Source organism: Pseudomonas sp. FW300-N2A2 (assembly GCF_017351735.1).
Classification (GTDB): Bacteria; Pseudomonadota; Gammaproteobacteria; order Pseudomonadales; family Pseudomonadaceae; genus Aquipseudomonas; species Aquipseudomonas migulae.
Map to the genome: position 1 here is coordinate 50,822 of NZ_JACNDU010000026.1, position 21,909 is coordinate 72,730.

At 58.8% G+C, this 21,909-nt stretch carries 13 protein-coding genes; 5 read left to right on the forward strand and 8 right to left on the reverse strand.

Annotation, left to right across the window (positions count from 1 at the left end):
- Positions 1–46 precede the first annotated feature (46 nt).
- Both J4E42_RS23855 and speB read right to left on the reverse strand, forming a co-directional pair.
- Positions 47–469, reverse strand: a complete 423-nt coding sequence (locus J4E42_RS23855; RefSeq protein ID WP_008040968.1) for a nuclear transport factor 2 family protein — start codon at positions 467–469, stop codon at positions 47–49.
- Positions 470–478: 9 nt separating this feature from the next.
- Positions 479–1,429, reverse strand: coding sequence for an agmatinase (speB, locus tag J4E42_RS23860; protein ID WP_008034256.1), 951 nt, complete (start codon positions 1,427–1,429; stop codon positions 479–481).
- Positions 1,430–1,770: 341 nt separating this feature from the next.
- Between speB and J4E42_RS23865 the strand changes: the two genes are divergently transcribed.
- On the forward strand, positions 1,771–2,664 hold the full coding sequence (locus tag J4E42_RS23865) for a LysR family transcriptional regulator (protein ID WP_008034255.1): 894 nt from the start codon (positions 1,771–1,773) through the stop codon (positions 2,662–2,664).
- A gap of 4 nt (positions 2,665–2,668) precedes the next feature.
- Entirely contained in the window at positions 2,669–3,265 is a 597-nt protein-coding gene (locus J4E42_RS23870; RefSeq protein ID WP_207286320.1) for a tRNA-uridine aminocarboxypropyltransferase, read from the forward strand.
- A 137-nt stretch (positions 3,266–3,402) separates the two neighbouring features.
- Here J4E42_RS23870 and J4E42_RS23875 read toward each other — a convergent pair whose 3' ends face one another.
- From J4E42_RS23875 to J4E42_RS23885, 3 genes are read right to left on the reverse strand one after another with little or no spacing between them, the layout of a single operon-like run.
- Entirely contained in the window at positions 3,403–4,758 is a 1,356-nt protein-coding gene (locus J4E42_RS23875) for an HlyD family type I secretion periplasmic adaptor subunit (protein ID WP_192420866.1), read from the reverse strand.
- Between the two features lie 10 nt (positions 4,759–4,768).
- A complete protein-coding gene (locus J4E42_RS23880) occupies positions 4,769–6,928 on the reverse strand; it encodes a type I secretion system permease/ATPase (RefSeq protein WP_008034252.1) in 2,160 nt (719 codons plus the stop codon).
- An 18-nt stretch (positions 6,929–6,946) separates the two neighbouring features.
- Positions 6,947–8,305, reverse strand: a complete 1,359-nt coding sequence (locus J4E42_RS23885) for a TolC family outer membrane protein (protein ID WP_008040966.1) — start codon at positions 8,303–8,305, stop codon at positions 6,947–6,949.
- Between the two features lie 590 nt (positions 8,306–8,895).
- Here J4E42_RS23885 and J4E42_RS23890 point away from each other — a divergent pair.
- The 3 genes from J4E42_RS23890 to J4E42_RS23905 all read left to right on the forward strand — a co-directional run bounded on the left by J4E42_RS23890 (position 8,896) and on the right by J4E42_RS23905 (position 18,913).
- A complete protein-coding gene (locus J4E42_RS23890) occupies positions 8,896–14,094 on the forward strand; it encodes a retention module-containing protein (RefSeq protein ID WP_207286321.1) in 5,199 nt (1,732 codons plus the stop codon).
- Between the two features lie 330 nt (positions 14,095–14,424).
- Complete coding sequence (locus tag J4E42_RS23900; protein WP_207286322.1) at positions 14,425–16,419, forward strand: hypothetical protein; 1,995 nt, start codon at positions 14,425–14,427, stop codon at positions 16,417–16,419.
- Positions 16,420–16,630: 211 nt separating this feature from the next.
- Positions 16,631–18,913, forward strand: coding sequence for an autotransporter outer membrane beta-barrel domain-containing protein (locus tag J4E42_RS23905; protein WP_207286323.1), 2,283 nt, complete (start codon positions 16,631–16,633; stop codon positions 18,911–18,913).
- 62 nt (positions 18,914–18,975) lie between these two features.
- Here J4E42_RS23905 and J4E42_RS23910 read toward each other — a convergent pair whose 3' ends face one another.
- From J4E42_RS23910 to J4E42_RS23920, 3 genes are all read right to left on the reverse strand, one after another.
- Positions 18,976–20,484, reverse strand: a complete 1,509-nt coding sequence (locus tag J4E42_RS23910; RefSeq protein WP_207286324.1) for a hypothetical protein — start codon at positions 20,482–20,484, stop codon at positions 18,976–18,978.
- A 149-nt stretch (positions 20,485–20,633) separates the two neighbouring features.
- The gene (locus J4E42_RS23915) at positions 20,634–21,020 is read right to left on the reverse strand and encodes a YbaN family protein (RefSeq protein ID WP_008040608.1); all 387 of its coding nucleotides are present in this window, start codon (positions 21,018–21,020) and stop codon (positions 20,634–20,636) included.
- 10 nt (positions 21,021–21,030) lie between these two features.
- Entirely contained in the window at positions 21,031–21,618 is a 588-nt protein-coding gene (locus tag J4E42_RS23920) for a YecA family protein (RefSeq protein WP_008040607.1), read from the reverse strand.
- Between the last annotated feature and the right edge of the window lie 291 nt (positions 21,619–21,909).

Below are 21,909 nucleotides of genomic sequence, written 5' to 3' on the forward strand. Positions count from 1 at the left end.
CCGATCATAAAGGCGCGCTCATCGTGTGTGAGCGTCACCTGTTTGGCTAAGGGGTTGGCAGCCCTTCCGGCATTGCGGACAAATGTTCGTGGCAGGCCAGCCATAGGCCTTGTTGTTCTTGGCCAGACGCTTGTTTCTTGAAAACAATCGTCTCGCGCTCCTGGCTGAAGTGTTGCTCCCCTTGCATGCGCAGCTCGGTGGCCACGTCATGGATGAAAATCGCGACGTCACCCTGCAGGCTGACGAAAGCGTTGCTCGAGGTGCACGACAGCACCTCGAAGCCATCCTCGGCACGCCAGGTGTCCCACAACGCCTGATAGGCATCGCGCGACAGCAGAGGCTGCTCGAGGGTGTAGAAGACGAAGCTGGCATCGGCGCTGAAGGCGCCGAAGTAGGCTTCGCGATCATTACGGGCAAAGGCTGCCACCAGATCGGCGGCAGCGTGCAGAACCTGATCACGTTCGTTCATGACCAATCCTCAGCGGTGGGCCACGCCAGGCAGTACGCAGAGCATTTCGTACAGCAGGTTGGCGCCCAGCAGCGAGGTGTTGCCGGTGGTGTCATAAGCGGGCGAGACTTCTACCAGGTCGCAACCGACCAGGTCGAGACCTTGGCAGCCACGAACGATCTCGATTGCCTGAATGGTGGTCAGGCCGCCGATTTCCGGAGTGCCGGTGCCAGGTGCCCAGGCCGGGTCGATACCGTCGATATCGAAGCTCAGGTACACCGGACCGCCGCCGACTTTCTCGCGAACTTCGGCCATCAGGGGGGCCAGGGATTTGTGCCAGCATTCTTCGGCCTGAACCACACGGAAGCCCTGATTGCGGCTCCAGTTGAAGTCATCGGCGGTGTAGCCCTGAGCGCGCAGGCCAATTTGCACTACACGGTCGCAATCCAGAAGACCTTCTTCGACGGCGCGACGGAAGGTGGTGCCGTGGGCGATTTTCTCGCCGAACATGTGATCGTTCACATCGGCGTGAGCGTCGATGTGCACCAGGCCGACCTTGCCGTGCTTTTTGTGGATGGCACGCAGGATCGGCAGGGTGATGGTGTGGTCGCCGCCGAGGGTCAGGGGGATCACATCGTGTTCAAGGATGTTGTCGTAGGACTCTTCGATGATCCGCACGGCGTCGAGCAGGTTGAAGGTGTTGATCGCGATGTCGCCGATGTCGGCAACCGACAGCGAGTCGAACGGTGCTGCGCCGGTGGCCATGTTGTACGGGCGGATCATGACCGATTCGGCGCGGATTTCACGCGGCCCGAAACGGGTGCCAGGGCGCAGGGAAGTACCGATGTCCAGTGGGATGCCGATAAAGGCAGCGTCCAGGCCGGCAGCGGTAGGTACATGGGGGAGTCGGAGCATGGTGGCGATGCCGCCGAAGCGCGGCATTTCGTTGCCGCCCAGTGGTTGGTGAAGAATCTTGTCCACGGGTAGGGCCTCATCGTCGTTGTTTTATTTATGTCGGTTGCACCGCACCGGGGAGGCTCGGGCACCGTTAGGGGCCGATTCTGCGAAATGTAGTGGCCGGGAAGAATCGCTACGGACAAATACTTAGTTCAGATTTTTCTAAACTAATGGCGGGAGGGGGGATAGACTTCGCGCCAGACGCCCAGCCACGGTGACCCCTTGTGGGAGCGAGCCTGCTCGCGATGGCGGTGGGTCAGTCAACATTGGAGTTGATTGTGCTGCCGCTATCGCGAGCAGGCTCGCTCCCACAATGATCTTCATTGTCTTCAACCGTGTGGGTTACCCCAAGATCGGAGCTTTCGATGGCCAACGCTTTACCCGACCTGAAACTATTACGCATCTTCGTCAGCGTGGTCCGCCATCAGGGGTTTGCCAACGCCCAGCAAGAGCTCAACCTCTCGACCTCGGCGATCAGCACCTACATGAGCCAGCTCGAAGCGGCCCTCGGCCTGGTGCTGTGCCATCGCGGGCGCGGCGGTTTCAGCCTGACCAGCAAAGGCGAGCTGTTCCATCAGGAAACCCTGCGCCTGCTCGGCGAACTCGAAGGCTTCGAGCAATACGCGGCGGCGCTGAAAGGTGAGCTGCGCGGTACGCTGAACCTCGGCGTCATCGACTCCACCGTCAGCGACAAGGCCTTGCCGTTCGCCGAAGCCATCGGCGCCTACAGCCAGGAACACCCGGCCGTGCATTTGCACCTGTCGGTGATGAGCCCGTACGAGCTGCAACTCGGCGTACAGGACAACCGCCTTGACCTGGCCATCGGTGCGTTTTCCACGCGCATGAGCGGGCTGGTCTACATGCCGTTGTACCGCGAGCAACACTGGCTGTATTGCAGCAGCCGTCATCCGCTGTTCACCGAGCGGCGCATTCCCGAACAGGTCATCACCCAGCAGCGCATGGTCGGCCGCGGCTATTGGAGCCAGGCCGAACTGGCGCGCCACGGCTTCAAGCACAGTGCCGCGACTGTGGAAAGTATGGAGGCGCAGTTGATTCTGGTGCTGTCCGGCGCCTACATCGGTTACCTGCCGGAGCATTACGCCCAGGCCTGGGCCGACAAGGGTGATTTGCGCGTATTGCTGCCGGCGACCTTTGGTTACCAGGCGCCGTTCTCGATGATCATGCGCCGGGGCCGCAGCCGCGAACCGTTGATCCAGACCTTCCGCGACCTGCTCAAGGCGCAGCTCAATCAGGCTTGAAACCATGTCCAGAATCCAATGCCCGCGCTGCCTGCGCCCGCAAACCCACTGCTTGTGCCCATTGATCCCGAGCCTCGACAGCCGCACTCGCGTGTTGCTGCTGCAGCATCCGAGCGAAGTGAACCATGCGCTGAACACAGCAAGGCTGGCGGCGTTGGGGTTGAACAATGCCGAATTGGTTGTGGGTGAGGTGTTCGAGGATTTGCCGGCGCTGTTGAATCAGCCGGGCTATCAGGCGCGATTATTGTTTCCGGCCGATGATGCGCAACCGATGCAGGCTTACACCGCAAACGATGAGCCACTCTTGTTGGTGGTTCCGGACGGCACCTGGCGCAAGGCGCGCAAAATGCTGCACCTCAATCCGCTGCTGGCGGCATTGCCCCGAGTGACATTGGCGGATGGCGGTGTGTCGCGTTATCGGTTGCGCAAGGCGCCGGCGCCGGGGGCGTTGTCGACGGTGGAGGCGATTGTGCAGGCGTTGCAGGTGCTGGAAGCGCCTGTCAGTTTCGAGCCGTTGTTGAAACCGTTCGAGGCGTTGATCGAGGGGCAGATTGCGGCGATGGGGGAGGAGGTTTTCCAGCGCAACCACGGTCCGAAATAATCGTTGGACTTGAAGGCCTCATCGCGAGCAGGCTCGCTCCCACAGTTGACCGGGTTCCTCCAGAAGAAACGCGATCACTGTGGGAGCGAGCCTGCTCGCGATGACGGTAAAACAATCAAAGAAAATCTCAGCAAAGACTACCTTTCCCGCATCGCCTCCGTCCGCGCTTTCAACACCGGTTTCAGCAGATAATCCAGCACACTCTTCTCCCCGGTAATGATATCCACCGTCGCCACCATCCCCGGAATGATCAGCAGTGGTTTCACATCCCCGCCCAAGTGGTTTTTATCGGTCCGCACCTGAATCAGATAGAAGCTATTGCCCTTGTCGTCAGTAATCGTGTCCGCACCAATCAACTCAAGCCTGGCACTCAACCCACCATAAATCGTGTAGTCGTACGCACTGAACTTGACCATCGCTTTCTGCCCCGGATGCAGGAACGCCACGTCTTGCGGGCGCACCTTGGCTTCGATCAGCAGGTTGTCTTCGATGGGCACGATTTCCACCATATCGCTGCCCGGCTGGACCACGCCGCCGATGGTGTTGACCTTCAGCACTTTGATAATCCCGTGTACCGGCGACACCACCGTCGTACGGCTGACGCGGTCATCGATGGCGATGCTCGACGCGGTGATTTTCGACAACTCGGTGCGTTTCTCATTCAGCTCTTTTGCCGCATCCGAGCGGAAGGATTGTTCCGATTCGTCGATCTTGCTTTTGATCTCGTTGATCGCCGACTCGGCGCGAGGAATCGCCAGCGTCGTGGCATTCAGCGAGCCGCGAATCTCCACTGCGCTGCGTTTGAGCCGCAGGATTTCCACCGGCGACACCGCCCCGGTGCCCACCAGTGGCGCGGACATGTTCATTTCCTGTTGCAGCAACGCCAGGCTTGAACTGTATTGACCCTGTTTGGAGCGGAACTCCGCCAGTTCCTGGGTTTTCTGCCGCAGTTGTTCGGTCAGCGTGCGTTGCTCGCTGGCCAACCGGCGTTGCCGTTGTTCGTACAGCGAGCGCTCGTCCTCGGCCACTTGCGGGGCCTTGGCGATTACCTCCGGCGACAAACTGAACGGCCGTCCCTCGGCCTCGGCAGACAGGCGTTCGACCTGCGCGGTCAAGGCATAACGATCCGCTTCACTCTCGCCCTTGTTCGACAGAAACCGCGTGTCATCCAGGCGCAGCAACGTGTCGCCCTTGTTCACCATTTGCCCTTCGCGCACGAAAATCTCGGTGACGATGCCGCCCTCCAGGTTCTGGATCACCTGCACCTTGCTCGACGGAATCGCCTTGCCTTCGCCCATGGTGACTTCCTGCAACACGGCGAATTTGGCCCAGACCACGGCGCTGATGATCAACGCAGCGGCGAGCCACACGGTGATCCGCGACCAGCGCGGTGAATCCTGCAACGAAGCGCCGGCCGTCTCCGGCATGAACTCGCTTTCGGCGCTTTTGCTGAAGCTGTCGAAGTAGCCGCGTGAGCTTTGTGACGATGACATGAGCGGACTCCTAGACGGCCGCAGAGCCGACACGGCCCTTGCGCAGTGCATCGATGACCGCTTCTTTCGGACCGTCGGCGACGATCCGCCCGTTGTCGAGCACCACCAGCCGATCCACCAGGCTGAGCATCGAGGTGCGGTGGGTCACCAGCAGCAAGGTTTTGCCCTGGACCCAACCGTGAAGTTTTTGCCGCAAAACATCTTCGCTGCTGTTGTCCATGGCGCTGGTGGGTTCGTCGAGCAGCATGATCGGCGGGTCGAGCAACAAGGCGCGGGCCAGCAATACGGCTTGGCGTTGCCCCCCCGACAGCAACTGCCCGCGTTCGCCGACGGGCCGGTCAAACCCTTGTGGGTGTTGACGCGCGAGCTCGGTGACGCCGGTCAGTTCGGCCACCTCCAGCATCCGCGCATCGCTGATGTAGCGTGCGCCGAGTGTCAGGTTGTCGCGCAGGCTGCCGGCCAGCAACGGCAGGTCATGGGCGACATAACCGATCTGCTGGCGCAGGTCGGCGACGTCCAGTTGCCGCAGGTCCAGGCCATCGAGCAGCAACTGGCCTTCTTCCGGTTCGTAGAACCCCATGACCAGTCGCCCCAGGGTGCTTTTGCCCGAACCGCTGCGACCGATGATGCCGACCCGCTCACCGGGTTTGAGGCTGAAACTGATGTTGGCCAGCGCTGGTGCATTCTGGCCGTTGTAGCGAAAGGTCACGCCGCTGACGTCGAGGGCGCCTTGCAGTTGCGTGCGCTCCAATGGCCGCTGTTTCGCATCGCGCTCCTGCGGCAGGCCCATCAGCGCATCGGTACTTTTCATGGTCAGTTGCGCTTGCTGATAGCGCGTGATCAGCCCGGCGATCTGCCCCAGCGGTGCGAGTACGCGACTGCCAAGCATGTAGGTCGCCACCAGTGCGCCGACGCTGAGGTTGCCGGCGATGATGCTGTAGACCCCGGCGACGATGGTCGCCATGCCGGAGAACTGCTGGATGAACAGCGTGCCGTTGGTGGCCAGCGCCGAGAGGTTGCGCGCGTGGCTGTCGAGGCGGGTGAGGGCGCCGTGGGTGCTTTCCCATTTGTGCTGGCGCTCGCTTTCGGCGCTGCAGGCCTTGAGGGTTTCCAGGCCGCCGAGGGTTTCGATCAGCAACGCCTGGCGTTCGGCGCCGAGGGTCAGGCTTTTTTGCACGGTGTCGCGCAGCCTTACCTGAATCACCATTGCGAACAGGATCGTAATCGGAAACGCCAGCAACGGAATGACTACCAGCCAGCCACCGAGCAGGCCGATCACCACCAGCATCAACACGGCGAAGGGCAGGTCGATCAGGCTGGTCAGCGTAACGGCGGTGAGGAATTCGCGCAGGCCCTGGAAGTCATGAATGCTCTGGGCAAAACCACCGATGGTCGCCGGCCGCGCTTTCATCGACATGCCGGTGATGCGTTCGAACAAGGTCGCGGACAGGATCACGTCGGTTTTCTTGCCGGCGGTGTCCAGCAAATGCGCGCGGACCACCCGCAATGCCAGCTCGAAACCGGTGCCGATCAGCAAGCCGATGGAAAGCACCCACAGGGTCGAAGTGGCCTGGTTCGGCACCACTCGGTCGTAGGTCTGCATCACGAACAACGGCACCATCAGCCCCAGCAGGTTGATCAGGAAACTCGCCAGGATCGCATCGCTGTACAGCCATTTCGACAGCTTCAAGGTGTCGCGAAACCACGCCTCCACACGCGGCACCAGTGGCGAACGCAGGTCTTCGAGTTCATGCCGTGGCCGGGCGAACAAGGCCTGGCCACTATAACTTTCGGCCAGCTCTTCACGGCTGACCCATTGCTCGCCGCCGTCGGCTTCGCTCGGCAGAATCAGCAGGCGACCATCATCGCCAAAGCGACGCAGCACGGCGGTGCGACCGTTGTCGAGGATCAGCAGTACGGGCAGGTTGAGCGCAGAAATGTCGTCCAGTTCACGGCGCAACAAACGCGCCTGCAAGCTGGCCCGGGCCGCTGCGCGCGGCAGCAGGTCCAGGCTCAGGCGTTGGTGTGCCATTGGCAGCCCGGCACTCAGGCTGGCACGACTGACCGTCGCGCCATGAAGTTTGCAGAGAATCAACAGACCGTCCAGAAGCGGGTCATCGAAGCTCAGCCGCGGATCGACACCAGTGTTGCCGGATTCCATGCTGGTCACATTGCTCGCTCCAGTACGCTACTTCAGTTCAGGCAAACGGGCTTCGTTTTTCACTTCGGTCTGGGCAATCGCGTCGGCGGGCAGTACCACGCGTTGTTTGCTCAGCAACTGGCCCATGTTTGCCAGCACGCGGTACATCGAGAATTCCTCGGTGTAGCGCACTTCGGTATAGCGACGGTTGGCGTTGTAGAGTTCGTTTTCACTGTCGAGCACGTCAAGCAGGGTCCGTTGGCCGAGGCCGAACTGGTCCTGATACGCCGCCCGTACACGGGTGGTGGTTTCGGCGTATTCGCGGGCGGTCGGGGTTTGTTTTTTCGCGTTGACCATGGCGTTCCAGGCCAGGTGAATGTTCTCGTTGAGCTGGCGCAGGGCGTTGTTGCGGATGTCCATGGCCTGGTTGATCTTGTGCGCGTCGGAGGCCAGTCGCGCCTTGTCGCTGCCGCCACGGAACAGGTTGTAGTTCATCACGACGCCGACGCGCCATTCGTTGTCGTGGCCTTCTTCACCGGCGATGTTGTTATTCGCCCCCACCGCGGCTTCAGCGTCGAAGCGTGGGTAGAACGGCGACTTGGCGACTTCGTACTGGCTCTCGGCCGATTGCACATCCGCCTGGGCCGATTTCAGGTACGGGTTGTTGTCGACCATGCTCTGTTGGGCATCCCGGATCGTGGCCGGCAATTCGCCGCGAATCGATGGTAGCGTTTCCAGTTCATCGGGCATGCGCCCTGTGACGGCGTAGAAATTCGCTTCGGCATCGGCCAGATCGACTTCGGCGGTGTCGAGGTTGTTTTCCGCGAGTGCCCGACGCGCCACGGACTGGTCGGCGTCAGCGGTGCTGCCGATCCCGCGCTGGGTGCGCAGGCCGATCTGGTCGTTGACCCGCAGGTGGGCTTGCAGGTTGTTCTTGGCCAGTGTCACCAGTTCGCGGCGCTTGAGCACTTCGAGGTAGACCTCGATGGTGCGCAGGGCCAGATCCTGTGCAGTGCCCTGCGCGTAATAGGCCCGTGAATTAACCACGCCTTTGGTGCGCTCGACTTCGTTGGCCGTGTTGAAGCCATCGAACAGCATCTGCCGCAGACGCAGTTCCGATTGGGTGTAATTCAGGATTTCCGTGTGGTGATTGCCGAAGGCCCGGGTGTTGGTGTTATCGCTGTACCCGCGCCCGTACGAGGCGTTCAGGTCCACGGAAGGATAAAAGCCCCCCTTGGCGACTTTCACGTCTTCATCGGCCGACAGACGGCTGTCCACCCGCGACGCCAGTTCCGGGTGGGTCGCAATGGTGCTCTGGATCGCCTCGGTCAGTGACATGGCGTGAGCCTGAGAAGTACAGGCCATCGCCAATAGAATCGCACTGCAGATGGGGTTCAATCGGCGCATGGGTACATCTCCCTGAGTCCTAATGGTGCTTATTAGTCGCCAATTATTTGACGACATTTATAGGTGAAACTGTTTCATGCTCTTTACAACAGAGCTAAGAACATTCTGGGAGGAATCTAAGAAGGATTTCTCATAAGGGTTATGCCAAAAAAAACTTATGCGCTCTGCAAAATCCAGCACATTGTTCACGTCGAAAGCCCTTGATTTATGAGCGTTAGGGCGCTCGAAAGGGCAAAAGGAAAGTTCCACCCACATATCGACTAGGGCGTAGAAGTGCTGGAGGGGAGGGACGCGAAACGGTTTTCTTGGTGACGGTTTTTTGTCACTTGGTTGGTTCAGAACCGTTACGCATCGCTCACTGGACGAGGTGTTACCGAACAGGATCCCGATGCCTTTGATTGCAGAGGGTTTTATTCCGTAGCGGACACGTCGCCCGTGAGCGACACGCTTGGCGAGATAGTCGCCAGGGCAGTGGCTTGGTGTTGACGAGCTGCTCCCCGGAAGAGGCTCGCTGGCCACCGCTTTACCCATGAGCACGTTCTTCGCAAACAACAGGATGCCGACGGCAGTCGGCAGCGGAGGAAGTGCACATGGCTACGCTCATCGGTATCGTCAGTAAGGTCATTGGTCAGGTGTTCGCCCAGGGGAGCGACGGTACCCGGCGTATGCTGATCGAGGGGGACCGGCTGTTTGCCGGAGATCAACTGATCACCGGGGCCGAAGGCGCGGTGGCGGTGCACCTGCAAAATGGCCAGGAACTGACGCTCGGGCGTGGCAGCAGTCTGCAAATGAACCCTCAGTTGCTGGTGGATCACGCCTCCCATGTGAATACACCTGAAGCGACTACGCCGACTCAGGCTCAACTGTCAGATGTCGAGCGAGTACAAAAAGCCATCGCGGCGGGCGACGACCCGACCCAAACCGCTGAAGCGACCGCGGCGGGGCCGGGCACACCGGGTGCGCCCGGCGGTGCATTGGGTGGCGGCCATAGTTTTGTGCTGCTGGAGGAAGTGGCTGGGCGGGTCGATCCGACTGTCGGTTTTCCCACTGCGGGCTTCAATGGTGTTCCCGAATTTCCCCGGGAGCGTCTGGCCGGTGATCCGGACGCCGGTGATCCGGACAATGGCGGCAATGCGACCGCTGCACCGATTGTGGCGGATACCCCGGATCGTCCGGACATTCCGGATACTCCAGACAATCCAGATAATCCAGACAATCCCGTCACCCTGGATGGCCTCGACGTAGAGGGCGGCGAGCTGACCGTCTACGAGAAAAATCTCACCTACGGCACCGACCCGGACGCACCGGCGCTGACCCAATCCGGCACCTTCACCGTCACCGCGCTGGACGGTCTGCAAACCCTCACCGTCGGCGGCATCGCCGTGGTCACTGCGGGTGTGGCGGCAGGTTTCCCGCAATCGAGCGAGACCGATACCGGTGCGATCTTCACCATCACCGGTTACAACCCGGCCACCGGTGTGGTGAGCTACAGCTACACGTTGCGTTACGACAGCGACCACCCGAATCCCGGTGGTGCCGACAGCATTTCCGAACACTTCGACGTCGTGGCCAAGGATGTCGACGGCAGCACCGCAACCGGGCAGATCAACGTCAACATCGTCGATGACACACCGAACGCCAGCCCGGACGCGACCTCGGTGGTGGAGGGCGGCACCGTCAGCGGCAACGTGCTGTGGAACGACGTCGCCGGCGCCGATGGCCCCTTGCTCGGCGGTGGCGTGGTCGGCGTGCGCGCCGGCTCGGATACTTCGACCCCGGTCAACGGCGGGCTCAACACCCACATCAATGGCACCTACGGTTACCTGACCCTGGACGCCCAGGGCAACGCCGAATACCACAGCTACCCGAACGGGGTGAATGGTCCCGGCGCGACCGACGTGTTCACCTACACCTTGCGTGATAACGACGGCGACGAAAGCACCACGACCATCACCATCGACGTCACCAATGGCTGCATCAGCCCGGTCACCCTCAGCGGCCTTGACGCGTATGGCGGTGAACTGACCGTCTACGAAAAAAACCTCACCTACGGCACCGACCCGGACGCACCGGCCCTGACCCAGACTGGCACCTTCAACGTCAACGCGCCGGATGGCTTGCTAACCCTCACCGTCGGCGGCATCGCCGTGGTCACGGCGGGCGTGGCGGCAGGTATCCCGCAATCGAGCGAGACCGATACCGGCGCGATCTTCACCATCACCGGTTACAACCCGGCCACCGGCGTGGTGAGCTACAGCTACACGTTGCGTTACGACAGCGACCACCCGAATCCCGGTGGTGCCGACAGCATCTCCGAGAACTTCGATGTGACGGCCAAGGATGTCAACGGCAGCACCGCGACCGGGCAGATCAACGTCAACATCGTCGATGACACACCGAACGCCAGCCCCGACGCGACCTCGGTGGTGGAGGGCGGCACCGTCAGCGGCAACGTGCTGTGGAATGACGTCGCCGGCGCCGATGGCCCCTTGCTCGGCGGTGGCGTGGTCGGCGTGCGCGCCGGCTCGGACACCTCGACCCCGGTCAACGGCGGCCTCAACACCCACATCAACGGCACCTACGGTTACCTGACCCTGGACGCCCAGGGAAATGCTGAATACCACAGCTACCCGAACGGGGTGAGCGGCCCCGGCGCGACCGACGTGTTCACCTACACCCTGCGTGATAACGACGGTGATGAAAGCACCACGACCATCACCATCGACGTCAGCAACGGCTGCATCAGCCCGGTCACCCTCAGCGGCCTCGACGCGTATGGCGGTGAACTGACCGTCTACGAAAAAAACCTCACCTACGGCACCGACCCGGATGCTCCGGCCCTGACCCAGACCGGCACCTTCACCGTCACCGCGCTGGACGGTCTGCAAACCCTCACCGTGGGCGGCATCGCCGTGGTCACGGCGGGCGTGGCGGCAGGTATCCCGCAATCGAGCGAGACCGATACCGGCGCGATCTTCACCATCACCGGTTACAACCCGGCGACCGGCGTGGTGAGCTACAGCTACACGTTGCGTTACGACAGCGACCACCCGAATGCCAGCGGTGCCGACAGCATCTCCGAGAACTTCGATGTGACGGCCAAGGATGTCAACGGCAGCACCGCGACCGGACAGATCAACGTCAACATCGTCGATGACACGCCGAACGCCAATCCTGAGGCAACGTCGGTGGTGGAGGGCGGCACCGTCAGCGGCAACGTGCTGTGGAACGACGTCGCCGGCGCCGATGGTCCTTTGCTCGGCGGCGGGGTGGTCGGCGTGCGCGCCGGCTCGGATACTTCGACCCCGGTCAACGGCGGCCTCAACACCCATATCAACGGCACCTACGGTTACCTGACCCTGGACGCCCAGGGCAACGTCGAATACCACAGCACCCCGAATGCCGTGAACGGCCCCGGTGCGACCGACGTGTTCACCTACACCCTGCGTGATAACGACGGTGATGAAAGCACCACGACCATCACCATCGACGTCACCAATGGCTGCATCAGCCCGGTCACCCTCAACGGCCTCGACGCGTATGGCGGTGAACTGACCGTTTACGAAAAAAACCTCACCTACGGCACCGACCCGGATGCTCCGGCCCTGACCCAGACTGGCACCTTCAACGTCAACGCGCCGGATGGCCTGCTAACCCTCACCGTCGGCGGCATCGCTGTGGTCACTGCCGGCGTGGCGGCAGGTTTCCCGCAATCGAGCGAGACCGATACCGGCGCGATTTTCACCATCACCGGTTACAACCCGGCCACCGGTGTGGTGAGTTACAGCTACACGTTGCGTTACGACAGCGACCACCCGAATCCCGGTGGTGCCGACAGCATCTCCGAGCACTTCGATGTGACGGCCAAGGATGTCAACGGCAGCACCGCGACCGGACAGATCAACGTCAACATCGTCGATGACACACCGAACGCCAACCCTGAGGCAACGTCGGTGGTGGAGGGCGGCACCGTCAGCGGCAACGTGCTGTGGAACGACGTCGCGGGCGCCGATGGCCCCTTGCTCGGCGGTGGCGTGGTCGGCGTGCGCGCCGGCTCGGATACTTCGACCCCGGTCAACGGCGGGCTCAACACCCACATCAACGGCACCTACGGTTACCTGACCCTGGACGCCCAGGGCAACGCTGAATACCACAGCACCCCGAATGCCGTGAACGGCCCCGGTGCGACCGACGTGTTCACCTACACCCTGCGTGATAACGACGGTGACGAAAGCACCACGACCATCACCATCGACGTCAGCAACGGCTGCATCAACGCAGTCAGCGACAATGGCGTCGCCATCATCACCAACGTCCTGTCGGGCAACGTCACGGTGCCGGGCGACGTGCTGCTGGCCAACGACATCGATGCCAACACCAACCCGCTGACCGTATCGCCAACCACCTTCAACACTGGCTGGATTGTCAAAGGTGCGGACTTTACCGGCAGCAACCCGAGCTACAGCTTCACCGGCAACAACGCTCAATCGGTGACCATCGCGCGCAGCGCATTCGTCGCCAACACCGCAGCCATGACCGCGGTGCTGGTGGTCAGCGGAGCGTTGGGCGAAGCCAAAAACAACAACGGCAACGGCAACGGCAACGGCAACGGCAACGGCAACAGCAACAGCAACAGCAATGACGAGGACCACATCACCGTCACCCTCAAACAGGGTGAAACCCTGAACCTCGATCACAACCTGGCGGGCGGTCACGTCACCATGGAGTACTCGGTCAACGGCGGCTCGTTCATCGGCATCGGCGATGGCCAGACCATCACCGCCGCAGTAGACGGCACCTACCAGATCCACATCATCAACATCGATGACGGCGGGCATGGCAACGGCAAGGGCGCGGAAAACTACCAACTGACCATGACCGTTGACTACTCCGGCGCCCACAACACCACCCCGGACTATCACGGCGCCTACGCCGTCGACGACAGCACAGCGGTGACCATCAGCTATCAGGACGGTCACACCCTCACCGGCACAACGGGTGACGACATGCTGGTGGCGGGCACCGGCAACAACGTGATCAACGCCGGCGACGGCAACGATGTGCTCACCGCCGGTGCGGGCAACAACGAGTTGCACGGTGGCGCCGGCAATGACTTGCTCTACAGCGGCGCGGGCAACGACCTGCTCGACGGCGGCACCGGTATCGACACCGCGAGCTACGCCCACGCCACCGCCGGGGTCAAAGTGGATCTGAGCCTGCTCGGCGCGCAAAACACCGTGGGTGCCGGCACCGATACCCTGACCGCCATCGAAAACCTCACCGGCTCCAGCTTCGATGACAAACTGACCGGCGACAGCCACAACAACATCATCACCGGCGGCCTCGGCAACGACGTGCTCAACGGTGGCGGCGGCGATGACGTGCTCATCGGCGGCCTCGGCAACAACACCCTCACCGGTGGTGCCGGTGCCGACTCCTTCCTGTGGCTCAAAGGCAACAGCGGCCACGACGTGGTCACCGACTTCACGCCAGGCACCGACAAACTCGACCTGTCGCAACTGTTGCAAGGGGAGAACGGCACGGCGGCGTCGCTGGATGACTACCTGCACTTCAAAGTCACCGGCAGCGGCGATTCACTGGTCACCAGCATCGACGTCAGCGGCATGGCGGGTGCTGCGCCGAACCAGACGATCGACCTGGCCGGTGTGGACCTGGCCAGCCATTACGGTGTGACACCGGGCGCGGGTGGAGTGATTGCCGGGGCGGATACGGCGACCATCATCAACGGCATGCTGAATGACCACTCGTTGAAGGTCGATACCGTGTGACCTGAAACCTTAAACAACAAAACCCGCCATCCCTGTGTAAGGGATGGCGGGTTTTTTGTTGTGCGTTGTTTGGGGAAGTGTCCGACCGGCGGTAGCAAAACCTGTGATTTCTGACAGTAGCCAGACGTTGGTGCCTGCCTTTAAATCATGTCATCGGTTGAGTGAAAGCGTTTTTTACAAGCAGTTCGACAAATCGATTTTTTACTCCCGTCGGCCGTCACCCTGGCCTTTCACGACATTGTTTTCCCGAACAAGCGCCGGGTCATTTTTGATCGTGCGTAGATCCGCCACATCCTGGGCAGTTGAAGCCCGTTAACAAGGAACTGTGAAATGACTATCTATGAAAAGTATAAAGTGCTGACTCCGCAAGAACAGCGGTTGTACAACAATAGAGTGATGCTGGCCAATCTTCCCAAACGACTCAATGATAAAGCTGTGTTGCCGAATACTACGTTGTTACCTGCGACTGCCGATGATCCAGGTAATCAGCTCAAGTATAGCGATCGGGTGTTTCCTCTGGCTGTGGATGTTCCTGTGTTTCCCGACGCCAATTCTCCAGATAGAGCGAGAATCACTGTGCAGTTGATGTGGGATGGCACCCTGATCGGATCTGTTCAGGAGTTTAGAACTCCTTTGACTCCCGCCGAAATTGCTGCGAAATTTCCAATGAAGTTTCAAGTTGAAGTCGGACGTATCAACGTTCCTGGGCCGCATAAATTGTCTTATAAGCAGTTTTACGGGCCGAATGATACCGATGCAACAGATCTTGTCATAAATATTGATATGGATCCGCCTGTCCCTGTCGGAAAAATAGTGTTGCCCCCTGAAATTGAAACAGATAGAGCGATTACCAAAGAGTATCTGGATACTCATGGTTTTGTTCATTTGACATGCAGGGAGTGGGGCGGGGCAAAAATTGGAGACACAATTGAGTTTCGGTATGGCTCATCGATACCCAACTCTCGACTCATTGAAGAAGTCGTGCGCGACGATCTCGGGACCCTGCCAGAGACCAGAAGGCTGACCCGCGCATTTATTGGCTCAGGAGAAGGGGAAACTTCGCTGTTTTTTGTCCTGTCTGACCGTAAAGGTAATAAAAGCTTGCAATCCGAGTTTCAGGTATTGGATGTGGTGCTCTCTGAACCTCCAAAAAACCAGACTCTGCTGGTTGGACTGCACGATGATGATGATCAGATCCTGGTTGAGGATGCACAGACACCGGTTACTGCCATAATCAACTACGAAAACAGGCAGCCTCAAGACAGGCTGCTGTTGAGCGTCGACGGGCAAATCCCCATCGATGTGCCCATTACCCAGGTTCCGTTTACACTTCCTCTGCCCTATAACTACCTGCATAACGGCAACGTGGGTCCGAAAACGGTTCCGCTTGTCTATCAGATCAAGCGAGGCAGACTTTTACATCCCAGGACTCCCACTCCGAAAGATCTGAACATTGACCTTGATTCGCCACTGCCGATTGATCCGGATAATCCGGGGTTGCCAGGTTTTCCGCATGACAAGCTTCTCCCGGTGACAGTGCAAGGTACGGTAACGACGGACCCTAACAAGATCAGGGCTGTTGACCTGGTTGACGACGTGGATGCGCAGGTACTTATTTATGAGGGGTTCAAGACGGGTCAGGTTGTATCGCTTTATGTAGAAGGAGTTGCCGTTCCGGAGGACCCTGCCAATACAAGAGGCAAGGGTGGCGTCTGGACGATGGACGGTACTGAAACAGCTACAACGATGTTGACCTTTACTATTGCTCCAGGAATTTTTGAAGCAAGCGGAAACAATCCGACCACCAAGGTTCACTACAATGTGACTCACTCGCTCAACGAGAACTTCAATCGTTCAAAAGATCAGGAAGTTGATGTTTTCCTAGTGCCGGTTACTATCCCCAAACCAAGATTCCTGCACACAGTTGATGATCTGGACGGGCCTACCTTAGGTTGTCGTTCGATCAAAGATGATTCATTGCTGGGCAAGGTCATTGAAGTAGAGGTTCCAGGTGGCGAGCCTAGGCTCGCAAATCAGGAACTTTTATTTGTCTATCAGGGCTATGTTAACGATTTTTCCAGCCCTCCGGACAATAAACCAGGGCCAGTAATACCGGGCAACACCGTAACGGTGAAAAAATCACCGACTACTGCTGAAGCCAGAGATGGCTTCCTTGTAAAAATCCCTTATGCACAGTTTGCCGTGACCGATGACGGTTGGGGCGACCTTAAGTATACGGCGTTAATAGATGGGCAACCGGCCTCGGGCGGATCCGATCCGACCAAAGTAACGATGCGAATCAGTGGGGGGACCTGCCCAATCTAATGACTTGTTTAAGGAGGCACCTGGTGCCTCCTTTTTTTGAGCGATGGGAATGGTTTTTATTGTTCCGTGCAATGGTTGGTTTGACGGATTTTCCGTAGTCGAAAGAGATTAGTCCTACATTTTTTCGTAGGAAGCGTCTGTATCGTCCGCACCCTTTGGTGTCTCCCAACAGTTGGCCAGCGGAGACCGGATCACGAGAAGGTGCAGGCAAATGACGACTGAATACAAAGTTTTACGCGTACCTGTGGGTACAGTTGCTTTTAAATCGCTGGCGACATTGCCGGCTTTTTTTTTGATGAGTTGTTCAGCGTTTGCGGCAACTATCGTTGATAACGGCAACACGTTGGATATCGATTCGTCTACGGCGCCAATCACCGATTATCTGGTGAGAAATAACAGCACGTTAAATATAACGGGCGCGACGACCAACAGTGTCACAGTCACCAGCGGTTCTACCCTGACGATCAATGGTGGAATCGTCAACGGCAATAGCGGCGGCAACGGTATAACGATCAACAGCAGTACGGCGACTATCAATCAGGCCACGGTGACCGCCGATGCCACCGCTTTGTTGGTCAACCGTCCTAACGGATCGAACCAGGGCTCTACGGTGACGGCTACTGACAGTCAGTTCAGTGGTGCCGTAACTGGCGCCACAGTGTCGGGCCTGAGTACTCTCGACTTGATCAATAGCCAAGTGACGGGAACGGCCGCAGGCAGTCGCGGGCTGGACATTTTTGGCGGCGCAGTGCGTGCAACGGCGGGCACCCGCATCAGCGGTGATGTTGCGGGTGTATTGATCAACGAAGACCCGGCGAACGTGGGGAATGCTTCCCTGGTGCTGGACAACTCTACCGTTGAAGGTCGCAATGGCGCGGCCATTGTTGTGGCGCAGGGCACCGATGCCAGCATCGAGGTGTTGAACAACTCCACGCTGATTGGCAATAACGGCAATGTACTTGAAGTGGAAGGCGCCTCGACGGCGAACATGCGGGTTGCGAACAGCGCCTTGCAAGGCAATGTGCAAGTGACTGGCAATAGCACCGCCAATCTCACCTTCGATAGCGCTTCGATGGAGGGCGATATCCTGCGCGAGAACGGTTCGACGGCCAATGTCACCTTGAACAATGGCTCAACGTTCACCGGACGCCTGAACAACAGCAACCTGAGCCTTAACAGCGGTTCGAGCCTGACCATGGTTGGCGATGACCGCATCGACACTCTGACGTTGAGCGACAGCACGGTTAATTTCGGTGCGCCTGGCGTGCCACGTGCGAATCGTCAACTTGAGGTGGGTACGCTCAATGGCAGCGGCATCATTGCCATGCAGGGCAACTTCCAGACCGGTGAAAGTGACTTGCTGAAAGCCGGCTCGGCCACTGGCAGCTATGAATTGGCCGTCAACGCTTCGGGCAAGGACGCGACGTCTCCTCAACAATTGACGCTGGTGCAGATCGGAAATAACCAGGCAGATTTCGCGCTGTTGGGTGGCCGGGTCGATGTGGGGACATGGCAATACGATTTAGCCGAAAGAACCAATGCCTCCGGCGAAGCGGAGTATTACCTGAACCCTACCACCCGACTCAGCTCCGGTGCTCAATCGGTAGTGGCATTGTTTCAAACAGCCCTTACCGTGTCCTATGGCGAATTGAAGTCGCTGGAAAACCGCATGGGCGAGTTGCAGGCGGATGACAAGCGCCACGGCCTGTGGGTACGAGCTTATGGCAACAAGTGGAACGTTGACGACGGTTCGATGGGTGTGGGTTATCGTCAAGAGCAACAGGGTTTCACCCTGGGCGCCGATACCCGACTGGGTGACAGTCCGTGGACTGTCGGTATGCTGGCGGGATACAGCAAATCCGATCTGAATCTCAACGGCGGCACCTCGGCCACGGTTGACAGTTACTACTTCGGTCCTTATTTCGGCTGGCGGAATCAGGACAATGGCTACTTCGTTGATGGTGCCCTGAAGTTCAACCATTTTCGTAACGAGTCCAAAGTCGGTATGAGCGATGGCAAACGTGCCGAAGGCGATTACAACAACTCGGCTGTGAGTGCGATGGTAGAAGGGGGGCGCCAAATTGATCTGGGGGATGGCTGGTTTGCCAAACCTTCTGTTCAGGTATCCGCTGCAATCATCCAGGGAGAAAGCTATTACTTGGACAATGGCATGAGCGCTGAGGGTGACGACACGCATTCATTGCGCACAAAGCTCGGCGTCATGGCGGGTCGAAGCATCAACCTGGGCGACACTCAGGTGCGTCCATACGGGCGAGTGGCGCTGGTCCATGAATTTGCATCGAACGATAACAACGTGCGGGTCAATGGAAACTCGATCAATAACAACCTGTCGGGCAGCGGTTTCGAAGTCGGTGCAGGGGTAATGGTTTCAGTGTCCGAGAGACTGCATCTTGGTGTCGGTGTCGATTATGCCAAGGGTAAAAATGTCGAACAGCCCGTGGCTGCCACCTTCAGTGCGAACTATCAGTTTTAAATGTGTGAGACAAAAAAAAACCGCTAAAAGCGGTTTTTTTTGCACTGCCACAATGGTCTTTGTTAACTGTCGGTAGAACCGTTCGCCGAAACCCGCGTGAACCTTACTTTATTCGATTCGGCGTTATGATCGTCGGAAGCAACGGCACTGACCACATAGGCACTGCCTACTGTCAATCCGGTGAGAAGTGTCGCCCAATTACCATCCTCGTTGGCCGACTCTGATTTCGGGTCGACGGTCCCGTTGACCTTGAGGTTGACCGACGCTAGCGGTTCGGTTTTGCCGCCGACTCTTACATAACTGGAGGTGGTGTTACCGTTATCGATAATTTCCTCTTTGGCATCATGCACTTGGGTTTCGCGTGGTGCGATGGATTTTCTGACCTCAAACGAGTACGGGCCAGACTCACCGCCATCGGGGTATTTTGCCTTGGCAACAAGGCGATAATTATCGAGTGACAGCGGGCCGATGGGGACTTCGTAGCCGTCAGCTCCGATTTGCCCCTCACCTAAATAGTCGTCGCCGTTGAAGATCTCGACGTACTCGCCTGCTTCGCCTTCGCCTTTGACAATCAGGTTGCTCTCATAGGTGAAACCACCGTCATCGACGGTTGTTCCATGGGTGTCAGTCACGGTGTCCAGCGTTACAAGATCCGCCCCTCTAACGGTAAAGGTTCTGGGCGTAGGGGTTACTTCCCCGTCACCATATAGTTTTTGGGCTTTCAGGCTGTGCACGCCTGGGTCCAGTTTGATTTTGATTTCCCACACCCCGTTATCCTTGGCGGTCGCCGGCGGAAATCCTTCTGAGGCGTCGTGGTCGAGGAGTTGAACATCCTTGCCTGGCCTGCACTTGCCCACGACGGTGAGGTTTTGGTCGGAGGTAGTGTCGCCTTCGTTGACAGGATTGCCGTCCGAGTCTTCGACAGCATCGAGAGACAGGCCGATGTCCGCTGCAACGTTGAAGTTTCGTGGTTCGGATGATTTACCTTCGCCGTAGAGTGCCTTGACGGTGATGGTGTAGGAGGTGCCTGACAGCAGATTCTTGAGTTCAAGTGTGTAAACGCTATTTTGGTTAACCGGCGCCTCTTCAAGTGGTGTGCTGCCATTGAACGCCTGAACCTTCTGGTTCGGGAGGGCTTTACCTGTGACGCTCACCGATGAGGAGTAGGTCGTTTCTCCTTCACCAATCATTCCCTCGTCATCTTCCAGGGACTCGATGATGGGGGCGTCGGCGACCACGGTGAAGGTTCGAGGTGGGCTGGAAACAGGTTTGTTGCCGTAATTACCCATGGCAGTCAGGCTGTATTTTTTGACTTCCTTGACCTCGAATAACTCGGTCTTCCATTGGCCTTCCCCGTCGCTTTGGGCGGATGCCAATGTATTGAAGCCGTCCCGTACCAGAATCGGCTTGTCCGGCTCAGCGGTTCCACTGACCGTGAAGAAGGTATCGGAGGTCGTGCCGTTTTGACCTACAAGGACATTTTTGGAGTCCCTGACGGCTCTGATACTCAATGTCAAATCTGTTTCCTCGGGCGCAGTGCCCGATGGGACGTTCGGTTGTCTGGCTGTCATGGTGATGGACTCCGGTCCTGGTGTGAGTGCCGGATTGATTTAATGCGTGAAGCATCAGCATTGACTACTGTCAGAAATAACAGTTGTGGAAGGGTTTCCGATAAGCGGTTGGAGTGACGGCCAGCATCACATCGCAATGGCTCGGATTTTCAGAGTGTTTTTTGCCGAAGAATATATACCGTCACCAGTACCGCACTGGTCAGCATGAACCCGCGCGCCCACGGCAGGGGCACCAGGTAGCAGGACAACAGAATACTCGCCCACATCAGGCCGATGGCGTAGACCTTGCCCTTGAGCGGAATGCCGTTGCCGTCGAGGTAGTCGCGAATCCACGGACCCAGCCGTGGATGCTCCACCAGCCAGTTGTAAAAACGCGGCGAACTGCGGGCGAAGCAGGCGGCCGCCAGCAGCAGGAAAGGCGTGGTGGGCAATACCGGGAGGAAAATCCCGATCACCCCCAGCGCTACGCTCAGCCAGCCGATGGCCAGCAGCCCGTAACGCAACATCAGGGAGCGGTTGCCTATGGGGTTGTCCATAGGCAAAACCTTAGTGGTGACGTGGCTTGAGGATCGCCGGTTTTTCGTCTGGCGCGTTGCACAGCAGGTACAGCGCGGTCAGGGCTTCCGGGATCTGCACGATCATGTCGTCCATCAGGTTGGCGTCGGCCGCGATGTCGGAGAACTCGGGCTGCTCGTCGAACAGACCCGAACCGACCATGATCGGCAGCAGCATTTCGCTGACTTCGTCTTCGGCGGTTTCGAACCAGGCCGCTTCGCGCAGGAACACGCCTTCCATGAAGCCGATGCACCAGCCACGCAGGTCGGAATCGTCCGGATCTTCGCCGAGGTCCAGTTCGCACGGCAGCTCGAACTCTTCATCGGACGCCAGTTGGCGGGCGATGTGAGCCTTGAGGGCCAGCAGGGTGGATTCGATGGCTTCACGCTCGGTGTCGTCGGCGTAATGCGGCTCTTCGGCGAAGAGGGCGTCGATCCATTCACGGTCGGGAACGCTTTCGGAACAGATCGACAGCGCGGTGAGGTAGCCGTGGGCGGCCACGTAGTCCAGCGCCTCGTCATGCAGTTCATCGGCGTCGAGGAAGACTTGCAGGCGGGTTAGTTGCTCAGCGAAGGACATTAAAGGGCTACCTTGGGAATTAACAGATGCGGGAATTCTAGGCCTTCTTGAGCACTCAGGCCAGCCGCGCGGCATATTTGCGCTCAGTGATTTTCCAGAACAGCGCATTCCTTGCTGGAGCGAGCCTGCTTGCGAATGCTGTGTGTCAGTCGGCGAGGATTTTGATGGTGTACATATCCGTTTCTGTGGTTACGGCTGCTATCGGTTTCGCCCTTACGGCGAGTCACTTGGAAAAGCCCCAAGTAACCAAGGGCTCTTGCCCCTTTCGTTCGGTGCCTCGCTGTGGCTCGG

What these genes read in the sequence shown, in the direction of transcription:
- J4E42_RS23855 (WP_008040968.1), bottom strand. Translation starts at nt 469, where the DNA reads ATGAACGAACGTGATCAGGTTCTGCACGCTGCCGCCGATCTGGTGGCA.
- J4E42_RS23865 (WP_008034255.1), top strand. Translation starts at nt 1,771, where the DNA reads ATGGCCAACGCTTTACCCGACCTGAAACTATTACGCATCTTCGTCAGC.
- J4E42_RS23870 (WP_207286320.1), top strand. Translation starts at nt 2,669, where the DNA reads ATGTCCAGAATCCAATGCCCGCGCTGCCTGCGCCCGCAAACCCACTGC.
- J4E42_RS23875 (WP_192420866.1), bottom strand. Translation starts at nt 4,758, where the DNA reads ATGTCATCGTCACAAAGCTCACGCGGCTACTTCGACAGCTTCAGCAAA.
- J4E42_RS23885 (WP_008040966.1), bottom strand. Translation starts at nt 8,305, where the DNA reads ATGCGCCGATTGAACCCCATCTGCAGTGCGATTCTATTGGCGATGGCC.
- J4E42_RS23890 (WP_207286321.1), top strand. Translation starts at nt 8,896, where the DNA reads ATGGCTACGCTCATCGGTATCGTCAGTAAGGTCATTGGTCAGGTGTTC.
- J4E42_RS23900 (WP_207286322.1), top strand. Translation starts at nt 14,425, where the DNA reads ATGACTATCTATGAAAAGTATAAAGTGCTGACTCCGCAAGAACAGCGG.
- J4E42_RS23905 (WP_207286323.1), top strand. Translation starts at nt 16,631, where the DNA reads ATGACGACTGAATACAAAGTTTTACGCGTACCTGTGGGTACAGTTGCT.
- J4E42_RS23910 (WP_207286324.1), bottom strand. Translation starts at nt 20,484, where the DNA reads ATGACAGCCAGACAACCGAACGTCCCATCGGGCACTGCGCCCGAGGAA.
- J4E42_RS23915 (WP_008040608.1), bottom strand. Translation starts at nt 21,020, where the DNA reads ATGGACAACCCCATAGGCAACCGCTCCCTGATGTTGCGTTACGGGCTG.
- J4E42_RS23920 (WP_008040607.1), bottom strand. Translation starts at nt 21,618, where the DNA reads ATGTCCTTCGCTGAGCAACTAACCCGCCTGCAAGTCTTCCTCGACGCC.